Source organism: Nesterenkonia alba DSM 19423 (assembly GCF_000421745.1).
Taxonomy (GTDB): Bacteria; Actinomycetota; Actinomycetes; order Actinomycetales; family Micrococcaceae; genus Nesterenkonia; species Nesterenkonia alba.
In genome coordinates, this window is record NZ_ATXP01000001.1 from 76,970 (window position 1) to 96,255 (window position 19,286).

The 19,286-nt window shown below is 64.3% G+C and carries 28 protein-coding genes; all 28 read left to right on the top strand.

The window, feature by feature from the left end; translation table 11 throughout:
• Positions 1-19 precede the first annotated feature (19 nt).
• The 28 genes from rplV to H578_RS0100470 all read left to right on the top strand — a co-directional run bounded on the left by rplV (position 20) and on the right by H578_RS0100470 (position 19,220).
• Complete coding sequence (gene rplV / locus H578_RS0100335) at positions 20-385, top strand: 50S ribosomal protein L22 (RefSeq protein ID WP_022871722.1); 366 nt, start codon at positions 20-22, stop codon at positions 383-385.
• Positions 385-1,179, top strand: a complete 795-nt coding sequence (gene rpsC, locus H578_RS0100340; protein ID WP_022871723.1) for a 30S ribosomal protein S3 — start codon at positions 385-387, stop codon at positions 1,177-1,179. The genes rplV and rpsC overlap by 1 nt, the downstream gene beginning before the upstream one ends.
• Entirely contained in the window at positions 1,179-1,595 is a 417-nt protein-coding gene (gene rplP / locus H578_RS0100345; RefSeq protein ID WP_022871724.1) for a 50S ribosomal protein L16, read from the top strand. Before rpsC ends, rplP begins: the two co-directional genes overlap by 1 nt.
• Position 1,596: 1 nt before the next feature.
• On the top strand, positions 1,597-1,869 hold the full coding sequence (gene rpmC / locus H578_RS0100350) for a 50S ribosomal protein L29 (protein ID WP_022871725.1): 273 nt from the start codon (positions 1,597-1,599) through the stop codon (positions 1,867-1,869).
• A 2-nt stretch (positions 1,870-1,871) separates the two neighbouring features.
• Positions 1,872-2,186 (top strand): 30S ribosomal protein S17, encoded by a 315-nt coding sequence (rpsQ, locus tag H578_RS0100355; RefSeq protein WP_022871726.1) that lies wholly within the window; start codon positions 1,872-1,874, stop codon positions 2,184-2,186.
• Between the two features lie 314 nt (positions 2,187-2,500).
• The gene (rplN, locus tag H578_RS0100360; protein ID WP_022871727.1) at positions 2,501-2,872 is read left to right on the top strand and encodes a 50S ribosomal protein L14; all 372 of its coding nucleotides are present in this window, start codon (positions 2,501-2,503) and stop codon (positions 2,870-2,872) included.
• Positions 2,873-2,875: 3 nt separating this feature from the next.
• The gene (gene rplX / locus H578_RS0100365; RefSeq protein WP_022871728.1) at positions 2,876-3,202 is read left to right on the top strand and encodes a 50S ribosomal protein L24; all 327 of its coding nucleotides are present in this window, start codon (positions 2,876-2,878) and stop codon (positions 3,200-3,202) included.
• The gene (rplE, locus tag H578_RS0100370; protein ID WP_022871729.1) at positions 3,199-3,774 is read left to right on the top strand and encodes a 50S ribosomal protein L5; all 576 of its coding nucleotides are present in this window, start codon (positions 3,199-3,201) and stop codon (positions 3,772-3,774) included. Before rplX ends, rplE begins: the two co-directional genes overlap by 4 nt.
• A gap of 101 nt (positions 3,775-3,875) precedes the next feature.
• Positions 3,876-4,274, top strand: a complete 399-nt coding sequence (rpsH, locus tag H578_RS0100375) for a 30S ribosomal protein S8 (protein WP_022871730.1) — start codon at positions 3,876-3,878, stop codon at positions 4,272-4,274.
• 20 nt (positions 4,275-4,294) lie between these two features.
• Entirely contained in the window at positions 4,295-4,831 is a 537-nt protein-coding gene (gene rplF, locus H578_RS0100380; RefSeq protein ID WP_022871731.1) for a 50S ribosomal protein L6, read from the top strand.
• Between the two features lie 3 nt (positions 4,832-4,834).
• The gene (rplR, locus tag H578_RS0100385; protein ID WP_022871732.1) at positions 4,835-5,206 is read left to right on the top strand and encodes a 50S ribosomal protein L18; all 372 of its coding nucleotides are present in this window, start codon (positions 4,835-4,837) and stop codon (positions 5,204-5,206) included.
• On the top strand, positions 5,203-5,934 hold the full coding sequence (rpsE, locus tag H578_RS0100390) for a 30S ribosomal protein S5 (RefSeq protein WP_022871733.1): 732 nt from the start codon (positions 5,203-5,205) through the stop codon (positions 5,932-5,934). Before rplR ends, rpsE begins: the two co-directional genes overlap by 4 nt.
• 2 nt (positions 5,935-5,936) lie before the next feature.
• Positions 5,937-6,167 (top strand): 50S ribosomal protein L30, encoded by a 231-nt coding sequence (gene rpmD, locus H578_RS0100395; RefSeq protein WP_022871734.1) that lies wholly within the window; start codon positions 5,937-5,939, stop codon positions 6,165-6,167.
• Positions 6,167-6,664, top strand: coding sequence for a 50S ribosomal protein L15 (rplO, locus tag H578_RS0100400; RefSeq protein ID WP_022871735.1), 498 nt, complete (start codon positions 6,167-6,169; stop codon positions 6,662-6,664). Before rpmD ends, rplO begins: the two co-directional genes overlap by 1 nt.
• A gap of 136 nt (positions 6,665-6,800) precedes the next feature.
• Entirely contained in the window at positions 6,801-8,111 is a 1,311-nt protein-coding gene (gene secY, locus H578_RS0100405; RefSeq protein WP_022871736.1) for a preprotein translocase subunit SecY, read from the top strand.
• Positions 8,108-8,677, top strand: coding sequence for an adenylate kinase (locus H578_RS0100410; RefSeq protein WP_022871737.1), 570 nt, complete (start codon positions 8,108-8,110; stop codon positions 8,675-8,677). Before secY ends, H578_RS0100410 begins: the two co-directional genes overlap by 4 nt.
• A gap of 13 nt (positions 8,678-8,690) precedes the next feature.
• Positions 8,691-9,530 (top strand): type I methionyl aminopeptidase, encoded by an 840-nt coding sequence (map, locus tag H578_RS0100415; protein WP_022871738.1) that lies wholly within the window; start codon positions 8,691-8,693, stop codon positions 9,528-9,530.
• Positions 9,531-9,663: 133 nt separating this feature from the next.
• Complete coding sequence (locus H578_RS0100420) at positions 9,664-10,086, top strand: VOC family protein (RefSeq protein ID WP_022871739.1); 423 nt, start codon at positions 9,664-9,666, stop codon at positions 10,084-10,086.
• 239 nt (positions 10,087-10,325) lie between these two features.
• Positions 10,326-10,547, top strand: a complete 222-nt coding sequence (gene infA, locus H578_RS0100425) for a translation initiation factor IF-1 (RefSeq protein WP_022871740.1) — start codon at positions 10,326-10,328, stop codon at positions 10,545-10,547.
• A 16-nt stretch (positions 10,548-10,563) separates the two neighbouring features.
• Positions 10,564-10,677 carry a 50S ribosomal protein L36 gene (rpmJ, locus tag H578_RS0100430; RefSeq protein ID WP_022871741.1) on the top strand — a complete coding sequence of 38 codons (114 nt, stop codon included), beginning with the start codon at positions 10,564-10,566 and terminating at the stop codon, positions 10,675-10,677.
• A 265-nt stretch (positions 10,678-10,942) separates the two neighbouring features.
• Positions 10,943-11,311: a 30S ribosomal protein S13 gene (gene rpsM, locus H578_RS0100435; RefSeq protein WP_022871742.1), complete on the top strand. Its 369-nt coding sequence runs from the start codon at positions 10,943-10,945 to the stop codon at positions 11,309-11,311.
• A 15-nt stretch (positions 11,312-11,326) separates the two neighbouring features.
• The gene (gene rpsK / locus H578_RS0100440; RefSeq protein WP_022871743.1) at positions 11,327-11,728 is read left to right on the top strand and encodes a 30S ribosomal protein S11; all 402 of its coding nucleotides are present in this window, start codon (positions 11,327-11,329) and stop codon (positions 11,726-11,728) included.
• A 137-nt stretch (positions 11,729-11,865) separates the two neighbouring features.
• A complete protein-coding gene (locus H578_RS0100445) occupies positions 11,866-12,885 on the top strand; it encodes a DNA-directed RNA polymerase subunit alpha (protein WP_022871744.1) in 1,020 nt (339 codons plus the stop codon).
• Between the two features lie 72 nt (positions 12,886-12,957).
• Positions 12,958-13,569, top strand: coding sequence for a 50S ribosomal protein L17 (gene rplQ, locus H578_RS0100450; RefSeq protein ID WP_022871745.1), 612 nt, complete (start codon positions 12,958-12,960; stop codon positions 13,567-13,569).
• Between the two features lie 194 nt (positions 13,570-13,763).
• The gene (gene truA / locus H578_RS0100455) at positions 13,764-14,612 is read left to right on the top strand and encodes a tRNA pseudouridine(38-40) synthase TruA (RefSeq protein WP_022871746.1); all 849 of its coding nucleotides are present in this window, start codon (positions 13,764-13,766) and stop codon (positions 14,610-14,612) included.
• A 119-nt stretch (positions 14,613-14,731) separates the two neighbouring features.
• Positions 14,732-16,186, top strand: coding sequence for a sugar porter family MFS transporter (locus H578_RS0100460; protein WP_022871747.1), 1,455 nt, complete (start codon positions 14,732-14,734; stop codon positions 16,184-16,186).
• Between the two features lie 128 nt (positions 16,187-16,314).
• Positions 16,315-16,707, top strand: coding sequence for a hypothetical protein (locus H578_RS0100465; protein ID WP_211215165.1), 393 nt, complete (start codon positions 16,315-16,317; stop codon positions 16,705-16,707).
• Positions 16,698-19,220: a vWA domain-containing protein gene (locus H578_RS0100470; protein WP_169558481.1), complete on the top strand. Its 2,523-nt coding sequence runs from the start codon at positions 16,698-16,700 to the stop codon at positions 19,218-19,220. The genes H578_RS0100465 and H578_RS0100470 overlap by 10 nt, the downstream gene beginning before the upstream one ends.
• Positions 19,221-19,286 lie beyond the last annotated feature (66 nt).

Here is a 19,286-nt window from a genome sequence, read left to right on the forward strand (position 1 = left end):
AGACGAGAGAAGGAAAGCAATGGAAGCCAAGGCAATTGCGCGCTACCTGCGTGTGACGCCTATGAAGGCCCGGCGCGTCGTCGACCTTGTCCGCGGCAAGCAGGCCAATGAGGCGCTGGCGATCCTCCAGTTCGCCCCCCAGGGTGCCTCTGAGCCGGTGTACAAGGTCGTCGCCTCCGCTATGGCCAACGCCCGGCAGCACGCCGACCGTGCAGGAGTCGCCTTCAACGAGGACGACTACTACATCACCGAGGCGCGCGTCGACGAAGGCCCCACCATGAAGCGGTTCCGTCCCCGTGCGCAGGGACGTGCCTACCGCATCAACAAGCGCACCAGCCACGTGACCATCGTGGTCGGCACAGAAGAGAAAGGTGGAGATCAGTAGTGGGACAGAAGATCAACCCCAATGGTTTCCGTCTGGGCATCACCACTGACCACGTCTCCCACTGGTACGCCGACTCCACCAAACCGGGTCAGCGCTACATGGACTACGTGAAGGAAGATGTCCAGATTCGCGAGCTGCTGGCCAAGTCCGTGGAACGGGCCGGTATCTCCAAGGTCGAGATCGAACGCACCCGTGACCGGGTGCGCGTCGACATCCACACCGCACGGCCGGGTATCGTCATCGGTCGCCGCGGTGCGGAAGCCGACCGGATTCGCGCCGAGCTGGAGAAGCTCACCAAAAAGCAGATCCAGCTCAACATTCTCGAGGTGAAGAACCCCGAGACCGACGCTCAGCTCATCGCCCAGGGAGTCGCCGAGCAGCTCGCTGCTCGTGTGGCCTTCCGGCGTGCTATGAAGAAGGCGATCTCCTCGGCCATGCGTGCCGGTGCCAAGGGCATCCGGATCCAGTGCTCCGGGCGTCTCGGCGGGGCTGAGATGTCGCGTTCGGAGTTCTACCGCGAAGGCCGTGTTCCCCTGCACACTTTGCGGGCCAACATCGACTTCGGTAAGCACGAGGCGAAGACCACCTTCGGTCGTATCGGCGTGAAGGTTTGGGTCTACAAGGGTGACCTCACTGATAAGGAACTCGCCGCTCAGCAGGCCTCCCAGCCTTCGGGTCGGGGCCGCGGCGGACGCAGCGGTGGTGGCGAACGCCGTCGCCGCGGCGGAGGACGTCGTGAAGGCGCCGGCGCAGCAGCCGGTGCCGCACCTGCCGCAGAAGGAGGGCAGAACTGATGCTGATGCCCAAGCGCGTCAAGTACCGCAAGCCACACAAGCCTAAGCGCGGTGGCCAGGCCAAGGGCGGCACCGAGCTGGCCTTCGGCGAGTACGGCATCCAGGCGCTGAGCCCGGCCTATGTGACCAACCGTCAGATCGAGTCGGCTCGTATTGCCATGACCCGTCACATCAAGCGTGGTGGCAAGGTCTGGATCAACATCTACCCCGACCACCCGCTCACGAAGAAGCCAGCCGAAGTCCGTATGGGTTCCGGTAAGGGTTCCCCGGAGTGGTGGGTCGCCAACGTCAAGCCCGGACGCGTGATGTTCGAGCTGTCCGGTGTCAGCGACGAGGTGGCCAAGGAGGCCCTCCGCCTGGCAATCCACAAGCTGCCGTTGAAGGCACGCGTGATCAGCCGAGAGAGTGGTGAGTGACATGGCAGTCGGTTCCAAAGACCTGACGGTGGACAAGCTCGCAACGATGACCCAGGATGAGCTCGCTGAGCGTCTCCGCGGCGCAAAGGAAGAGCTGTTCAACCTCCGGTTCCAGGCCGCCACCGGTCAGCTGGAGAACTCCGCCCGGCTCAAGGCCGTCAAGCGGGATATCGCCCGCATTTACACCATCCTGCGCGAGCGTGAGCTCGGTATCCGGGAAGCCGTGGATGCACCCGCCGAGGCAGCTGACTCGGATGAGAGTGAAGAGGACTGAGTATGACTGAGCAGAACACAACCACCGCCGCCCCGACCAACGCGGCACAGAGCGACGCCGCCTCGGAGCGTAACTACCGTAAGAACCTCCGTGGAGTGGTGGTCTCCGACAAGATGGACAAGACGATTGTCGTCGAAGTCGAAGACCGCAAAAAGCACTCCCTGTACGGCAAGGTCATGAAGCGGCACAAGAAGTTCAAGGCCCACGACGAGAACGAAGAAGCCGGCATCGGCGATATCGTTCAGATCTCTGAGACCCGCCCCCTCTCCGCCACCAAGCGGTGGCGCCTGGTGCGGATCGTAGAGAAGGCGAAGTAGGACTTCTTCCCACCGCGCAGTACGTCGGGGCTCGGCTCGCTCATCACGGCGAGTTGGGCCCCGACGTCGTTGTGCGCTATGATATTGAAGTTGTGCGCCCGTGTGCGTTGGTTTCGTGAAGAATCCGCCGCGGACAGCGCACGTCCCCCAAGGTCGCCTCGGCCATCCGCCACATAGGGTGCTCATCATGAGCCATGGCGTGTGGGTAAGCGGCGGGGGAGCGATGACACATCAATTGAAGTTCCACCAGGCTCGCCGGTCCGTTGAAGGGCCCACCAGTGTGCGAGGACCAGTGCGACGACAGGAGAAACCACGTGATTCAGCAGGAATCGCGGCTGAAGATCGCCGATAACACCGGTGCCAAGGAAATCCTTGTCATCCGCGTGCTCGGCGGATCCGGACGCCGCTACGCAGGTATTGGCGATACGTTCGTCGCCACCGTCAAGGACGCCATCCCCGGCGGCAACGTCAAGAAGGGCGACGTCGTCAAGGGTGTGCTCGTGCGCTCGAAGAAGAAGACCCGCCGCAGCGACGGCTCCTACATCTCCTTCGACGAGAACGCCGCCGTCATCCTCAAGGGCGACACCCCTGAGCCACGCGGGACCCGTATCTTCGGGCCCGTGGGTCGTGAACTGCGTGACAAGCGGTTCATGAAGATCGTCTCGCTCGCTCCGGAGGTGCTCTGAGTCATGGCCAAGATCAAAAAAGATGACCTCGTCCAGGTGCTCACCGGCAAGGACAAGGGCAAGCAGGGCAAAGTGCTCGAGGTGATCCCTAAGCGCGACCGCGTCGTCGTCGAGGGCATCAACCGGGTCAAGCGCCACCTGCGCGCCGGCCAGTTCGGCAACACCGAAGGCGGCATCGTGGAGTCCGAGGCTCCCATCCACATCTCCAACGTCGCCGTCGTCGACCCGGAGACCGGCAAGCCGACGCGCGTGGGCTACCGCTTCGAAGAGGTCGACGGTGAGACCAAGAAGGTCCGCTACGCCAAGGCCTCCGGGAAGGAGCTGTCATGACCGAGACGATTGAAACCCCGGTGAAGATCACCCCCCGCCTGAAGTCCAAGTACCGCGAGGAAATCCGCCAGGCGCTGCAGAACGAGTTCGGCTACGACAACGTGATGCAGGTTCCTGGCCTGGTCAAGGTCGTGGTGAACATGGGTGTGGGCGAGGCAGCCCGCGATTCCAAGCTCATCACCGGTGCCGTCGAAGACCTCACCGCCATCACCGGTCAGAAGCCCAAGGTCACCCGCGCTAAGAAGTCCATCGCCCAGTTCAAACTGCGCGAAGGCCAGCCCATCGGTGCCCACACCACGCTGCGTGGGGACCGGATGTGGGAGTTCCTCGACCGCCTCATCACCTTCGCGCTGCCGCGCATCCGCGACTTCCGCGGCCTGAGCGATAAGCAGTTCGACGGTAACGGTAACTACACCTTCGGTCTGACCGAGCAGTCGGTCTTCCACGAAATCGACCAGGACAAGATCGACCGTCCTCGCGGTATGGACATCACTGTGGTGACCACCGCAACTACCGACGACGAAGGCCGGGCGCTGCTACGCGCACTGGGCTTCCCGTTCAAGAGCGAGTAAAACCCGTACGACGCCGACAGGTCCCTTCACCAGAGCCCCTCACTGTCAAGCAGGGGAGTTCCGGAGATGAGGAAACCGCGGCAGAAAGGGCATAAGCCCCTATGACCATGACCGATCCCGTCGCAGACATGCTGACGCGTCTGCGCAACGCCAACTCGGCCTATCACGACCAGGTCTCCATGCCCAGCTCCAAGCTGAAGACCCGTGTGGCTGACATCCTCAAGGCCGAGGGCTACATCACCGACTGGCGTGAAGAAGAGGCCGAGGTCGGCAAAACGCTGATCATCGACCTGAAGTTCGGCCCGAACCGTGAGCGTTCGATCGCCGGCCTGCGCCGTATCTCCAAGCCCGGTCTCCGGGTCTATGCCAAGTCCGACAACCTGCCCCACGTGCTGGGCGGCCTCGGCATTGCCATCCTGTCCACCTCCTCCGGTCTGCTCACCGACCGGCAGGCAGCCAAGAAGGGTGTGGGCGGGGAAGTCCTCGCCTACGTCTGGTAACCGGAAGGAGTCGAAGCACTATGTCACGCATCGGTCGTCTTCCGATCACCATCCCCTCCGGCGTCGAGGTCACTCTCGATGGCCGCGACATCACCGTCAAGGGATCTAAGGGCGAACTGTCCCGCACCCTGCCAGCCGGTATCGGCGTCGAGATCGAAGACGGTGTCCTCACCGTCACCCGTCCCGACGACGAGCGGGAGTCCCGCTCCCTGCACGGTCTGAGCCGCAGCCTCATTAACAACATGATCATCGGGGTCACCGAGGGCTTCACCAAGAAGCTCGAGATCGTCGGCACCGGTTACCGTGTGCAGGCCAAGGGCTCCGACCTCGAATTCGCGCTCGGCTACTCCCACCCGGTTCCGGTGAAAGCCCCGCAGGGGATCACCTTCGCCGTGGAGGGCAACAACAAGCTGGCCGTCTCCGGCATCGACAAGCAGCAGGTCGGCGAGGTCGCCGCGAACATCCGCAAGCTGCGCAAGCCTGACCCGTACAAGGGCAAAGGCGTGCGCTACGAGGGCGAGCAGATTCGCCGCAAGGCCGGAAAGGCAGGTAAGTAACCCATGGCTATCGGTATCAAGGGCAAGTCCAAGTCCGCTGCCCGCAGCCGGCGCCACCTGCGCCTGCGCAAAAAGGTCCACGGCACCGCTGAGCGTCCGCGCCTGGTGGTCACTCGCTCCTCGCGCCACATGGTCGCCCAGGTCGTCAACGACCAGGAGTCCCGCACACTGGTCTCGGCCACCACCATGGAAGCCGACCTGCGCAGCTACGACGGCGATAAAACCGCCAAGGCCAAGAAGGTCGGTGAGCTGATCGCCGAGCGCGCCAAGGCCGCCGGTATCGAAGCTGTCGTCTTCGACCGCGGGGGCAATAAGTACCACGGCCGTGTGGCCGCCGTCGCCGACGGCGCCCGGGAAGGTGGTCTGAAGCTGTGAGTGAGAACACCAATGAGAAGGACGTTCAGGTGACTGAGGCCAACGAGAACGCCGAGGCTGCTCAGGAGCAGCCGCAGGCTGAGAAGACCGAGTCCGACCGTTCGGGCCGGGGCTCGCGCGGCGGAGACTCCCGCGGCTCGGGCCGTGGCCGCCGGGAAGGCGGACGCCGCGGCGGGCGCGACGACGACCGTGACAAGTTCCTCGAGCGCGTGGTGACCATCAACCGCGTCTCCAAGGTCGTCAAGGGTGGTCGGCGCTTCAGCTTCACCGCACTGGTCGTCGTCGGCGATGGCGACGGCACCGTGGGTGTGGGCTACGGCAAAGCCAAAGAGGTTCCGGCCGCCATCCAAAAGGGTGTGGAAGAGGCCAAGAAGAACTTCTTCCGCGTCCCGCGCGTGGGCTCCACCATCCCGCACCTGGTCAAGGGTGAGGATGCTGCCGGCGTCGTGCTCCTGCGTCCGGCATCCCCCGGTACCGGTGTGATCGCCGGTGGTCCGGTCCGTGCCGTGCTGGAGTGCGCTGGTATCCACGACGTGCTGACCAAGTCCATGGGCTCGGTGAATGCCATCAACATCGTTCACGGCACCATCGACGCCCTCAAGCAGCTCGAGGAGCCCGAGTCCGTGGCAGCACGCCGCGGCAAGGCCCTCGACGAGGTTGCTCCGGCCCCCATGCTCCGCACGCTGGCTGCGGACCGTGAGGCACGGACCCAGAAGGCAGGTGCGTAACAGTGGCACAGAAGGTTCAGTACAACACCGCCCGCGATCTGCAGCCCTCCGACACCAAGCTGGAGATCACCCAGATCAAGTCCACGATCGGCACCAAGCCCAAGCACCGGGACACCATCCGGTCCCTGGGTCTGAAGCGCATCGGCCACACTGTGGTCCGCGACGCCGACGCCGTCACCGTGGGCATGCTCAACACTGTCAAGCATCTCGTTCACGTTGAGGAGGCCAAGTGATGGCTGAGAACACTCCCGGAGAATCGGAGGTCCTCAAGCTTCATGACCTGAAGCCGGCCCCCGGTTCCAAGAAGTCCCGCATCCGCGTGGGTCGCGGTGAGTCCGGCCGTCGCGGCAAGACCGCCGGCCGTGGCACGAAGGGCACCAAGGCCCGTTACCAGGTGCGCCCCGGATTCGAAGGTGGGCAGCTGCCGCTGCACATGCGCCTGCCGAAGCTGCGTGGTTTCACCAGCCCCTTCCGGGTCGAATACTCCCCGGTCAACCTCGCCAAGCTCGCCGAGCTCTACCCCGAAGGTGGGGAGGTCACTGCAGCTGACCTCGTGGCTAAAGGTGTGGCTCGCAAGGGCAAGCCGGTGAAGATCCTCGGTACCGGTGAGATCTCCGTGGCGGTGACGGTGAAGGCTCACGCTTTCTCCGGCAGCGCCAAAGAGAAGATCGCCGCAGCCGGAGGAACGGTGGAGGAAATCCCGCTCAAGGGCGGTTCCACTCCAGCGTGATCTGGTCTGATGCATGCTCAGCGCCCCGACGGCACACGTCGGGGCGCTGCGTGCACCCAGGCACCGATTCTTCCCCTCGCCGCCCCCGCGTTAGGATGACTGACTGTGTGGTCGCCAGGCCCCTAGAGGAGGACGCTTGTTCAGCGCAATAGCCAGGGTGTTCGCGTCACCCGACCTGCGCATGAAGATCCTGTTTACGCTCGGGATCATCACGATCTATCGGATCGGCGCATTTATCCCCGCCCCCGGCGTGGACTACAACGGCGTGCAGCAGTGCCTGGAGCTGGGCAATACCGAAGGCGGGCTCTACGCCTTCGTCAACATGTTCTCCGGCGGAGCGATGCTGCAGGTCTCCATCTTCGCTCTCGGCGTGATGCCTTACATCACTGCGGCGATCATCACCCAGTTGCTGCGTGTGGTGATTCCCCGATTCGAAGCCCTGCAGCGCGAAGGTGCTCAGGGCCAGGCCAAGCTGACCCAGTACACCCGGTACCTCACCCTGGGCATCGGCACACTGAACGCCACCACTCTGGTCACCATGGCCAATACCGGGGCACTGCTCGGCTGCGAACCCGGCATGATCATCCCCGATGGCAACATCCTCATTCTGCTGCTGATGATCCTCTCCATGGTCACCGGTGTGGCCATGATCATGTGGCTCGGTGAGCAGATCACCGAACGCGGTGTGGGTAATGGGATGTCCATCCTCATCTTCGTGGCGATCGCCGCAGGATTCCCCGGTTCGATGCGGGACATCTTCACCGTGCAGGGCTGGCAGGTCTTCACCGTGGTCTGCATCATCGGTTTGATCCTCATCACCGCGATCGTCTTCGTGGAGCAGTCTCAACGACGAGTGCCGGTGCAGTACGCCAAGAAACAGGTCGGCCGCCGGACCGTGGGTGGGACCAGCACGTACATTCCCATCAAGGTCAACATGGCCGGTGTGATCCCGGTGATCTTCTCCTCCTCGGTGCTGATGCTGCCCAGTGTCTGGATGCAGTTCAATCAGCCCGCCGCCGGTGAAGAGCCCGGCCCGGTGACCCAGTTCGTCTCCCAGTACTTCGGTCAGGGTGACCACCCGGTGTACATGGCGGTCTTCTTCTTGATGACGATGGGTTTCACGTACTTCTACGTGACCATCACGTTCAACCCGAACGAGGTCGCCGAAAACATGCGTAAATACGGTGGCTTCATCCCCGGTATTCGGGCTGGTAAGCCCACCGAGTCCTATCTGGGTTACGTCATCAGCCGTATTACCTTCCCCGGTGCTCTCTACCTCGGGTTCATCGCGCTGATCCCGCTGATTGCCTTCGTGCTCATCGGTGCCGATCAGAACTTCCCGTTCGGCGGCACCTCTATTCTGATTATGGTTGGTGTGGGCCTGACCACAGTGAAGCAGATTAGTGCCCAACTGGAACAGCACAACTACGAAGGATTGTTGCGATGACGCGATTGTTGATCGTCGGCCCCCCAGGGGCCGGTAAGGGAACCCAGTCGACTCTGATCTCCGAGGAGCTTGGCATCGTGGCCATCTCCACCGGAGACATCTTCCGGGCGAATATCAAAGGCCAGACCGAACTGGGCAAAGAGGCCCAAAAGTACGTCGACGCCGGTGAACTCGTCCCCGACTCGGTGACCAACCGCATGGTGGAGGATCGGCTCACCTGGGAGGACGCCAAAGACGGCTTCCTGCTGGATGGCTACCCCCGCAACCGCACTCAGGTGAGCGCAATGGACGAAATCCTCGCCCGCCTAGGTGTGGAACTCGACGTCGTGCTTGAGCTCACTGCCGATCGCGAAGAGCTGATCTCCCGGCTGGTGAAGCGCGCCGAAACGGACGGCCGCACCGATGACAATGAAGACGTCATCCGCCACCGACTGGAGGTCTTCGACTCGGAGACCGCCCCGATGATCGAGGAATACCGTCAGCGGGGACTACTCAAGCAGGTCGATGGCCTGGGCTCCGTGGAGGACGTCAACGCCCGAATCATGCAAGCCATCAAGAGCAGCTGAATCTGACCACAGCATGTTCAACCGCTCACGCATTGAGCTGAAAACTCCCGGGCAGCTGCGCTCTATGGACGCCGCCGGCACAGTGTTGTGCCAGGCGCTTGACGCGGTCATCGGCGCAGCCCGCCCGGGAGTCACCACCGGTGAGCTGGACGCGGTGTTCGCTAAGTTCATCGCTGAACGAGGTGCCCAGCCGAACTTCCTTAACTACCACGGTTTTCCGGGGCATATTTGCACCTCCGTGAATGAAGAAGTCGTCCACGGGATCCCAGGGGACCGGGTTCTTGCCGAAGGGGATGTCCTCACTGTCGATGCCGGCTGCATCATCGACGGTTGGCACTCCGACTCGGCCCGCACCGTGATCCTCGGCTCATCCGACGAGGGCACCGCCGATCCGGCCGACGAGCGGCTTTCCGATGTGACACGCGGCGCCCTGTGGGCCGGTATCGCTGCCTTCGCTGAAGCCAAGCACGTCGGGGAGATCGGTGAGGCCATCGAAGACTACGTCACCTCCCAGCCGGGTGAGCCGCTGGGGATCCTCGAAGACTACGTGGGCCACGGCATCGGCTCGGCCATGCACCTTCCCCCGGACGTGTTCAACTACGCCACCGGGATGAAGGGCGCCAAGATTAAACCGGGTATGGCCTTAGCGATCGAGCCCATGCTGGTCCGCGGCAGCATCGAAACCCGCGTGCTCGACGACGACTGGACTGTCGTCACCGCCGATGGTGCCCGGTCTTGCCAGTGGGAACATTCGGTCTGCCGGCACGAGGACGGTATCTGGGTGCTCACCGCCGCCGACGGCGGAGCCGCCGACCTCGCGCCGCACGGGATCACCCCGGTGCCCATTCCCTAGCTGGAAAGGCTACGGTCAGACCGTGGCAGAGTTCACCAGAAGTTCATCCGAGCTCTGTCCGGCAACTCTTCCCCCTCGGGTAGATGCAGGCGCACAATGAGCGCACCTACCCACTGAGTATGGAAGGCCCACCATGGCACTCGGTTTCACCCCGTATCTGATGTTCAACGGAACCGCTCGCGAAGCGATGACGTACTATGCCGAGGTCTTCGGCGGTGAACTCGACCTTCTCACCTACGGAGAGGGGATGGGTGTCGATGACGACTCTCAAGACCGCATCATGCACAGCTCCCTGTACTTGGAGCGTGGCGCCCACATTATGGGTGCTGATCTATTCCCCGGCCAGGTGGCCAATGGGCTGGGCACCATCTCGCTGACCTCGAGTGACGAAACCGCAGACGACAATGCGCGGATCGCGCAGTGGTGGGAGCGTTTCGCGCCGGAGGCCGAGATCTCCATCCCGTTAGAAGCAGCACCGTGGAACCCTGAGGACCGATTCGGCCAGCTGAAGGACAAGTTCGGCGTCGAATGGATGTTCATCCTCGGCAGCCAGTAGCGCACCACCCAGCGGCCGAGGCTGACCTACCATGTAAGTGGCGGTGTCGCGAATTCTCAGGTAGAGTTGACTGCTGGTTGTCTCTGTGGGTGAGCCGTGCCCGCGCGTCGTCGTGCGAAACGGTCATCTGCAGGGCGTATCAGGCAGAAGTCCAGATTCCCTCTGACGTTCACCGTCGGCCCACAGCTTAGCGGGTCGATGCGTGCGCTGACGGGGATCGCGATCGGTGTGTGGAGAGTATGGGCAAAAAAGAAGGCGTCATCGAGGTCGAGGGTCAGGTTGTCGAAGCCCTGCCGAATGCCATGTTCCGGGTGAAGCTGGAGAACGACCACGTCGTTTTGGCCACGATCTCGGGCAAGATGCGTCAGCACTACATCCGGATCCTCCCCGAGGACCGGGTCGTCGTCGAGATGAGCCCCTACGACCTCAACCGCGGCCGCATCGTCTACCGCTACAAGTAAGAAGGAACCCACCACTATGAAGGTTCAGCCGAGCGTCAAGCAGATCTGCAGCGACTGCAAGCTGATCCGCCGCAACGGCGTGGTCCGCGTGATCTGCAAGAACCCGCGCCACAAGCAGCGCCAGGGCTAAATGCTCTTGCTGCGCCGGGGTGCCGCATCCCGGGGCAGGTCCCGGCAGTGTTACCCGCCTTTTACGGTGAGGAACACCGCCAACAACTCAATACAGCTCACAGATATGGCAGTGCAGCTTGCGCGAGCTGGCAAGCACACCTCCGGTTGCCGAAGGCCGGAGACCCGCAGCTGCGGCGTCACCTCCGACGTCGCGGACTCACCACGGTGACGCGGGGTCGCGCTGCTGAAGACCTTCGGACACATACAAGGAGGAAACTGCACAGATGGCACGTCTGGCAGGTGTCGACATTCCGCGCGAAAAGCGCGCGGTCATCGGACTCACCTATATCTACGGCGTCGGACGCAACCGCGCCGAACAGGCACTCGAGGCCACCGGAGTGGACCCCAACACCCGGGTGAAGGACCTCACCGACGATCAGCTGGTCGCCCTGCGCGACTACATCGAAGGCAACTTCACCGTCGAGGGTGACCTTCGCCGCGAAGTCGCCTCAGACATTCGCCGCAAGGTCGAAATCGGCTCCTACCAGGGTCTGCGCCACCGCCGCGGGCTCCCGGTGCGCGGCCAGAAGACCCAGAACAACGCCCGCACCCGCAAGGGCCCCAAGAAGACCGTCGCAGGCAAAAAGAAGTAGTCGAGCAGGAGAACCATGCCCCCCAAGACTCGAGCCGCCGCGCGCAAGCCGCGCCGCCGCGCATCAAAGAACATCACCCAGGGTCAGGCTCACATCAAGTCGACCTTCAACAACACCATCGTCTCCATCACCGACCCCACCGGCGCCGTGGTCTCCTGGGCCTCCTCCGGCGAGGTCGGCTTCAAGGGATCCCGTAAGTCGACTCCGTTCGCCGCGCAGATGGCTGCCGAGCAGGCCGCCAAGCGCGCCCAGGAGCACGGGATGAAGAAGGTGGACGTCTTCGTCAAGGGTCCGGGCTCCGGCCGGGAGACCGCCATCCGTTCGCTGCAGGCCGCTGGCCTGGAGGTCGGCTCCATCCAGGACGTGACCCCGAGCGCGCACAACGGCTGCCGGCCGCCTAAGCGCCGCCGCGTCTGACCCGCCACGCCGCAGACAGCTGACTTCAGCCGGCGTCGGCGGTTACCCGCCAACCCGCCGTCGCCGGCGACCGCCTCATCCCTCCAGTCGACGAAAGAGTGCGTCATATAGCGGACGGACTCTGAAAGGAACCACCAGTGCTCATTGCACAGCGCCCCACGCTGACCGAAGAAGTCGTCAACGACACTCGCGCCCGCTTCACCATCGAGCCGTTAGAGCCCGGCTTCGGTTACACCCTCGGCAACTCCCTGCGCCGGACCCTGCTGTCCTCCATCCCCGGTGCGGCGGTGACCAGCATCCGCATCGACGGCGTGCTGCACGAGTTCAGCACTATCGCCGGAGCTAAAGAAGACGTCACCGAACTGGTGCTCAACGTCAAGAAACTCTCGGTCTCATCCGAGCACGACGAGCCCGTCGTCGCCTACCTCCGTAAGGAAGGTCCCGGCCCGGTGACTGCTGCCGACATCACCCCTCCGGCCGGTGTGGAATTCCACAATCCGGACCTGCAGCTTCTGACCCTCAACGAGGACGGCAAGCTGGATCTTGAGCTGACCATCGAGCGTGGGCGTGGCTACGTCTCCGCTGCGATGAACAAGCTTGAGGACTCCGAGATTGGTCGGATCCCGGTGGACTCCATCTACTCCCCGGTGCTGAAGGTCAGCTACAAGGTCGAAGCCACTCGTGTGGAGCAGCGCACTGACTTCGACAAACTCACCATCGACGTCGAGACCAAGCCCTCCCTCTCCCCGCGGGATGCACTGGCCTCGGCCGGCTCCACCCTCGTGGAGCTCTTCGGCCTGGCCAAGGAGCTCAACATCTCCGCCGAAGGCATTGAGATGGGCCCCTCGCCGACCGACGCCGCCCTCGCCGCCGACATGGCGCTGCCCATTGAGGACCTCGACCTCACGGTGCGGTCCTACAACTGCCTCAAGCGCGAAGGCATCCACACGATCGGTGAGCTGACCGCCCGCTCCGAGGCCGACCTGATGGACATCCGGAACTTCGGAGCCAAGTCCATCGACGAGGTCAAGGAGAAGCTGGCCGAATACAACCTCCAGCTGAAGGACTCCCCGGAGGGCTTTGACCCGACGGCCGCTCGCTTCGCCGCAGAAGAGGACGAGTACGACGACGAGGCCGACGCTCAGTTCTCCAACTGAGCCTCACCGACGTCGCCCCCTAGAGAACATCGTGCTCGCCCCGGGCGAGCAGACCAACAGGAGTAAGAGACCATGCCAACCCCCACCAAGGGAGCACGCCTGGGCGGCAGCCCGGCGCACGAGAAGCAGATGCTGGCCAACTTGGCGGTCAGTCTCTTCGAGCACCGCTCCATCACCACCACTGTCACCAAGGCCAAGCGCCTGCGCCCCTATGCCGAGCGGCTCATCACCCACGCCAAGAAGGGTGACCTGGCCGCCCGGCGTCGTGTGGTCGCTGAGATCAGCGCCTCCAACGCCACGAACCAGGGCGTGGTGCACGAGCTGTTCACCGTCATCGCTCCGGCCATGGCCGAACGTCCTGGTGGCTACACCCGGATCACCAAGATCGGTAACCGTAAGGGTGACAACGCCCCCATGGCCGTGATCGAGCTGGTGATGGAACCGGTCAGCCCCAAGCAGAAGGTGGTCCGCGACGCCGAGGCGGCCACCGCCGCAGCTGCGCCGGCTGAGGACACCGCGGCTGAAGAGACCGAGCAGGTTGACGAGGTCGCCGCGGAGACCGCCGACGCCCCGGATGCCGAAGCCTCTGATGACGCGGCCGCTGAGACCCCAGCGGACACCGAGACCGACGAGGCGGCCGCAGAAGCCGCTGCAGAAGACGGCGATCCCGAAGCTGAGAAGTAAGCGGGCTGGGCAGTAAACCGGCCCTGTCGCATACAGCCTGGTGCCCCGGACCTGACCAAGAGGTCCGGGGCACTGCTGTGTCTGCCGCCTGCACCGAAGCAGTCCTGCATAACCCTATGAACTCTGCATAGGGTTATAGCGTGATGCAGAGTTCATAGGGTTATGCAGGAACGGGTGTTCAGTAGGCTGGGACCATGCCCCGCATCCGCCTGGATCTCGCCTATGACGGCAACGCGTACAAGGGCTGGGCGCACCAGCCCGGCCTGCGCACCGTCGAAGGAGCCCTGCGGGAGGCGCTCGTCACCATCATCCGCCGCGAGGTGCCGGTCGTGGTCGCTGGACGGACCGATGCCGGCGTGCATGCGCGAGGGCAGGTCGTCCACCTCGACCTCGAGACCGCCGAGTGGCAGCGCCTGGCCCGTGATCGGCAGCTGACCGCCGCTGAGGCGATGGCCCGCCGACTCAACGCCGTACTCGCCAACGAAGCAGGCGCCGTCGTCGTCTACCGTGCCGCAGAAGTTCCCGAGACATTCGACGCCCGGTTCTCGGCACTGAGCCGCACCTACACCTACCGGATCGCCGACCAGCGCGAGTTGTGGGACCCGCTGCGCCGGCACCACACTGCCTGGCTGCGCACGCGGTTGGATGAAACCCTCATGCATACCGAAGCCATCACTGCCACGGGTCTGCGTGACTTCGGCAGCTTTTGTCGGCCCCGAGAGCACTCCACCACCATCCGGGAGCTCCTCGCCTTCGACATCACCCGGGGGGACGACGGCGTCATCACCGCGGCACTGACAGCCGATGCCTTCTGTCACCATATGGTCCGGGCGCTCATCGGGGCCTGCATCGACGTCGGCTCCGGGCGCCGAGCCCCCGGATGGGTCACCACCCGGTTAGCGGACCCCCAGTGGGACGAACGCGTGCGCCTCGCCCCGCCGCAGGGACTCGTGCTCGAACGCGTCGACTACCCTGCGCCGGACCAACTGGCTAGCCGTGCCGCCCAGACCCGCGCAATGCGCCCCACCCAGGGCACCACGTAAGCGGTGCGGGTCACCTTTTGTTGCACGGACCGACTCAAACAGGCATACTCTCTGAGGCTCACCGCGCCTTACGTGCCGGTAACCTCCCAACACGTCCCTCACCTAAGGACACCTGACCTATGACTACACAGACTCGCTCTGGCGAGCCCGCCGTTGGCGCTGTCGCCTGGGTCGTGCTCGTCGCCGCCTTCGGCGGATTCCTCTTCGGCTTCGACACCGCCGTCATCAACGGGGCCGTAGGCCCCATCGCTGAGGAGTTTGACCTCGGCGCCGGGATGAGCGGCTTCAGCGTCTCCTCCGCCCTGCTGGGGTGTGTGATCGGCGCTTTCACCGGTGGAAAGATCTCGGACATGCTCGGCCGGCAGAAAGCCATGTTGGTAGCCGCCGGACTGTTCTTCCTGTCGGCGATCGGCACGGGGCTAGTCTTCGGAGTCACCGACCTCATCGCCTGGCGTGTGATCGGCGGGATCGGCGTCGGGATGGCTTCTGTCATTGCCCCGGCGTACATCGCCGAAGTCTCTCCGGCTGCCTGGCGAGGCCGTCTCGGATCGCTGTTCCAGCTGGCCATCGTCGTGGGTATCTTCATGGCGGCCTTCTCCAACTGGATCTTCGCTGAGGTGGCCGGTGGCGCCTCCGAAGAGCTGTGGTTCGGGCTGGAGGCCTGGCGTTGGATGTTCCTCTCCGAGGCCGCCCCGGCGCTCATCTACGGCCTGCTGGCGTTGTCCATCCCCGAATCCCCCCGCTACCTGGTCTCCCGCGGACGCAACGACGACGCCGAAAAGGTCCTCACCGAGGTAGTCGGCATCCAGGGCAAGGACGATCTCGCTCAGAAGATCGAGGACATCCGCGCCACCATCAACCTTGAGGCCCGGCAGAAACTTAAAGACCTGTTCCTCGGTGGGAAACTGATGCCGATCGTGTGGGTGGGTATCGGTCTAGCGGTGTTCCAGCAGTTCGTCGGCATCAACGTGATCTTCTATTACTCGACCTCCCTGTGGACCGCCGTTGGTATCGCTGAGGAGCAGGCCATGTTGGTCCAGGTCATCACCACCAGTGTGAACATCATCGCCACGATCGTCGGGATCCTCATCGTGGACAAGGTCGGCCGGCGTATCCCGTTGGCTGTCGGGTCGGCAGTCATGGCCGTGGGGTTGGGAACTATGGCCATTGCGTTCTCCCAGGCTGAACTCGTCGAAGTGGTCAACGAGTTCGGGGAGATCGAGACCGAACCGAACCTCGTCGGTATGTGGGGTCCGATCGCCCTGGTGGCGGCCAATGTCTTCGTGGTCGGTTTCGGTGCCACGTGGGGTCCGTTCATGTGGCTGATGCTCGGGGAGATGTTCCCCAACCGGGTCCGGGCCGTGGCCCTGGGAGTGTGCTCGGCCTTCAACTGGCTGGCCAACTTCGCTATCTCTTCCAGCTTCCCCTCCATGGCGGAGCTCTCCCTGGTCTTCTCCTACGGGTTCTACGCGATCTCCGCGCTGATCAGCTTGTTCTTCGTGCTGAAGTTCGTCCCGGAAACTAAGGGTCGGGAGATCGAAGAGATGCAGGAGACTGCCCACCGCCGGAGCTGATTTCACCTCTGTCAGTTCTGTCACTGGCAGCGGGCCCTGAGCGTCATGCCACGTTCGGGGCCCGCTGCGATCTCCGGGCTGCGTGCTACGTTAAGGAACAGCTCAGCATGCAGTGAGGGGGAACCAAGGTGACGGGGGAGCCGACGTGGACATCGCCAGCCGGCGGTGACACCTTGCGCTTCTCCTCGCCCTCAGTCGGCAGCTCCGCGAAGCAGTGGCCTGTGGTCGCGGTCTTTGTGCTGAGTCTGGTCGGCGTCGTGATGGCTGTGCTCACCTCCCACCTGGTCTACGACCTGCCGGGCCTGGCGCTGGCCTCCTACCTGGTGGTGCTGCTAGGCGGATGCGCGCTCATCGGCTATCGCCGCTACGAGGCGATCCGGGCGACCCGCACCGGGGGAGGGTTCGCGGACCTCAGTGTCCAGCCGTTGGAGAAACTGGCCATCATCACACTTGCGCTGGCGTGCCTCGCCCATGGGGCGGTGCTGGCCTATGAGGCGGCGGGGTGGTCGGTGTGGTTCTGAAGTGGATCTCCCGCCTGGGCGTAGCATTTTCGGCTGCGGCCCTGGCGACCGCCGGGGGTCTGTTGCCTGCCTCCGCCACTCAAGAGAACGCGCCCGACGACGCCCTGGCCACCAATGCTTCCCAGATCGCCACATGCTTGCAGTCGGCTCGTAGTATCAGCGGGCTGTTCCTCTTCGACCAGTCCGGCAGTCTCAGCAGCAACGACCCCGATGAGGTCCGGTACGAGGGTTTGGAGACCGCACTGCTGAGCCTGTCGAGGCTGCAGCACGCCTCCGAGGCCACCGGGGACTCCCTGGACATTGAAGTGGCTGTGTCCGCCTTCGACGGCGATTACTACCCCGCTCGCGATGTGGTCGGTTGGACACAGCTCAATGATGGGGAAGACGCCGACCGGGGCGAGATCATCGATCAGATCGTTACCACCACCGCCGAACGCACCCAGCCTGAGGGCGGGACGAACTTCGAGGCCGCATTAGAAGGTGCCGCCGAGGATCTGGCAGATCGCGGCACCCGAGGCAATTGCCGGGTGCTGTTCTGGTTCACCGACGGGGAGTTCGAACGTGCCGAGGACTCGGTGGAGGCGGCTCGGGAGCGGATGTGCCGCGAAGACGGTCTGCTCGATGAGATGCGTGCCGCCGGCATCACCATCATCGGGCTGCAGCTGAATATGGAGGACCTCGACTCCGATGACCTGCTCTCCATGGCCACCGGATCCAGCGGCACCCAGGACTGCGGAACTGTCCCGGTGCCCTCTGACTGGGCCAATGGCGCATTCCTCCACGCTGACGACACCGCCGGGTTGCGCCGGCTTTTCGGCTCCCTGGGCAACATCATCGAAGGCTGCACCCCGCAGGGCGAACGCGGGGCAGAGATCGACCCCGGAGTCGGCCGACTCAACGTGACCCTGGAGACTCTCGAGCAGACCGAGCAGGTCGAGCTCACCGCCCCGGACGGTACGGTCATCACCGCCGGACCGGACGGCACCGTCACGGAGTCCGGTTACACCGCCGTGGCGCATTCGGATGAGTCCTACCACTCGGTCACAGTTACCCTCCCGCCCGGTGCTGCTTCGGGCACGTGGAGCGTGTCTTCTGTTCCGGAGACTGAGGAGGAGTTCACCGATTGGTGCGTCTACCCGGGGGTCAGCCTCCAGCACGCCGGCGGTGACGAGCCCACAGCGGGACAGACCGCGCATATCGCCTTCGACGTCGTCGACACCCACGGCGGACAGGCCAGCTTCGCCGACTACGAGGATGTCACCCTCACTGCCGCTGCCCACGGTGAGGATGGTCACCCGCGGGAGGCGACAGCGGAGATGACCGACGACGGCGTCGTCGTCGCCGTGGACACCGAGGATACCGACGCCCGCATCCAAGTGCGGGTCTCCGCCCAGCCCACCACCATTTCCGGGCTGCATCTGACCCCCGTCGGGGCGGAGGAGGGCATCGCCCTGGCACTGAGCAGTGTGTTCCCCTCGGTGCGACCGCTGGATGAACTCGACCTCGGCAGCGCAGTGCGCCAGGACCCTGCCACCGCTGAGCTGACCCTGAGCGGATCCCCCGACGGGCCCACCGAGGTGTGCCTGGGTGAGCCCGAGACCCTCACCGTCCCGGAAGAAGTCAGTGGCGACCAGCTGACTGTGGAGACCGGCTGCATCGGGCTGGATACCGGCGAAACCCGCACTGTGGAGGTCTCGGTGACCCCCGGTGCGCCCACTGTGGGTAACGGGGAAGCCGACTTGCCGGTTCGCCTCAGTGCCGCCGAAGGGTCCGAAGCCGCTGGCACCTCAGTGGATGTGGATCTGCCGGTCATCTGGCGCTATGAGGACCCCCGCGACGTCGGCGCGTTCTTCACCGTGCTCACCGGGCTGATGCTGCTCTCCGTGCTGCCGCTCTATCTCATCCTCGTGGCGGTCAAAGCTGCCACCGCCAAGTACACCACCGCCCGACTGCAGGGGGAGACCATCGAGCTGGTCATCGGCCCGGACGGTCCCCGCCGAGAACCGGCGGCTCCCAATGGACTGCTGCTCGATGACAGCCGGCTGGTGCCGGTGCCCGCCGATCCCGGAGGTTTCACCCACAACGGAGTCCGCCTCGGCGTGGAGAAGAAGCTGCTGAACCCGTTCAGCATGCCGGAGTTCTACGCCGAACCGGCCGCGACCGGGCAGCGCATCCTCACCAGTGAACAGCCGCCCACCGCCGACGGTTCCCGCGGCCGGGCCACCCCCGGGCTCGGGTTCTTCGCTGCGGTGCTCATCGATGAGCACACCTTGGCCGGTGATGAGGACGAGATCCGCGCCACTGCGGTGGTCTTGGTCACTGACACCCATTTGTGGTCGGCCGACCTCGACCGCCTCCTGCGGGACACCGTGCCCTGGAGCACCATCGCCCAGTGGCGCAGTCAAGCCAAGCAGTCCGCGACACCGGCGGCAGCCGCCAGCTACACAGCCGGTTCCACACCACCCGACGACGCCGGCCCCTCCCCGGGAGCCTCCCTCACCTGGCGGGGATAGACCCGGTGGGACACCATCACCGCACGGAGCCCCACAGCACGCAGAACCCCCACAGGGAAACCCACA